1 protein-coding gene is annotated in these 1,704 nt (G+C 61.0%); it reads right to left on the bottom strand.

Annotation, left to right across the window (positions count from 1 at the left end):
* Window positions 1-374: 374 nt before the first annotated feature.
* The gene (locus tag QZ302_RS09940; protein ID WP_294594957.1) at window positions 375-1,259 is read right to left on the bottom strand and encodes a DNA/RNA non-specific endonuclease; all 885 of its coding nucleotides are present in this window, start codon (window positions 1,257-1,259) and stop codon (window positions 375-377) included.
* Between the last annotated feature and the right edge of the window lie 445 nt (window positions 1,260-1,704).

The following is a 1,704-nucleotide window of genomic DNA, read 5'->3' as shown; positions in this document are numbered from 1 at the left end:
GCCACTTCGCGATGCTCGTTCGGCCCACGCTGGCTCCGGCCCGCTCCGGATGGAGACTGCCATTATTGGAGTAGATACAGCCAGTAAAAGACGCTGTGCGTCCCCCGTTTATTCCGAGAGGCAACGCAACTGAAGACCGTGGCCACGGCTGTCCACGCTGCTGGAATGGAGGTTCTGCGTGAGGAAGTTCAAGAACACGCCGCTAGTCCCGCTAAAGGAGGAAGACCAACTGTACCCGCCGTTGCCGACGTTCGTCAGAGCGCCCAATCGCCCGTAATTGCCTGCGTCGCGGAAGCCCGGGGCGGTTTACTGGTCATCTCTAACCCAAAACGCACGACAGCCGCAGCGGCGGAGCAATAATCAACGTACACGCGTCACGGCTGGGGAAGAGAGGGAAAAAGATCGAGTCCGGACAAACGTTCCACGCTATCGACGGAAACGGCGAACTCGGTATAATCACGACCGGTCAGCAAGGCGGCGTCGTTCGGCATCACGTACGCGGCCATCTCGAAAACGTCGGCGCGACGGAGGGCGATGGCTTTGAAAAAGAGCTCGGGAACGAAGACGCCACGGCCGATGGTCTCTGGATGAGCCGGCAGCACGGTGCCGACGACGATATAAAGGGTGTCGTAATCGGAGGTCTGGGCGCGGAGCTGCTCTTCGAGGCGTTTCCAGGGGCCGCGGTTCAGTCGAGGCTGCTGGGGGGCCATGTTGGAGTAAAGAAAGGTGGAACGATTCGAGGCTTCGGAATCGGTGCGATCGGCGGAGGGCAACAGGTGCCCGCGGTCGTAGCCGCTGCCGCGGTAGTCGGCATGGGTCGCGGAGGGCCAGCCGTAGGTGCGCAGCCGGGGGTCGGGGGCAAAGGTGTCGCTACGGTCGACGGCGCCGGAGAGGTCGCTGCGGGTCAGTTTATAGGCGACCCAACGCGCGATCTTCCCGGACGGACGATAAGAAAAGGTGTAGCGGCCGGAGGTGTTGTAAATAAGGGTGTCGGCGGCGTCCAGGGCGGGCAGTTCGAGGTGGGCGGAAGGAACGAAGGAGGGCGAGGAAGGAGCTGCGTCCGACGCTCTGGAGGATGTCGAGGGCGACGGAGCGGGACGATGAGAAGCTGAGGGGGCAGACAAAGAGGGGGCTCGGCGAGGGGTCAGCCGGTGCGAACAGGCGATGGCGAGGATCGCCAGAAATAGCCAAAAGAGGCTCCAAAGCCAATACCGACGCGGAATCGAGCTGTTTTTCCTGTATTTTCTGCGTTTTTTCATCACAAATGTAGCATCTGAAAGAGGGGCGTTGCGCTGGGTAGGGGCGGCGGTCGATTGCCGGGGTTAGCTTTCGGGTGGAGGCCCCGTTGTTTGGGTTAGCTTTCGGGTAAAGGCGGCCTTGTATTTTGGGTAGAGCCTGTTTTCGGGTAGAGGCGGCCCGTTGTTCGGGTAGAGCCTGTTTTCGGGCAAGAAGACGCTGTGCGTCCGAGAGGCAACGCAACTGAAGACCGTAGGCGCGGAGGTACGCGTGGCTGGGAACGAGGTCCTGCGAGTAGAACCACAAGAACCGCCCGCTGATACCACTGACCGCAGACGACCAGCTATAGCCGTGGTTGCCGACGCCACCCGGTTCGCCCGAAGAGTCGAGGCGGTAGCCCGGGGCGGTGCCGAATAGTATTCGAATTGCGAATCTAAAAGAAAATAGGCCTAAGCCCGGGTTCTAAGT

Source organism: uncultured Rikenella sp. (assembly GCF_910579375.1).
Taxonomy (GTDB): Bacteria; Bacteroidota; Bacteroidia; order Bacteroidales; family Rikenellaceae; genus Rikenella.
This window is presented reverse-complemented; position numbering and strand designations above follow the sequence as displayed.

What these genes read in the sequence shown, in the direction of transcription:
- QZ302_RS09940 (WP_294594957.1), bottom strand. Translation starts at nt 1,259, where the DNA reads ATGAAAAAACGCAGAAAATACAGGAAAAACAGCTCGATTCCGCGTCGG.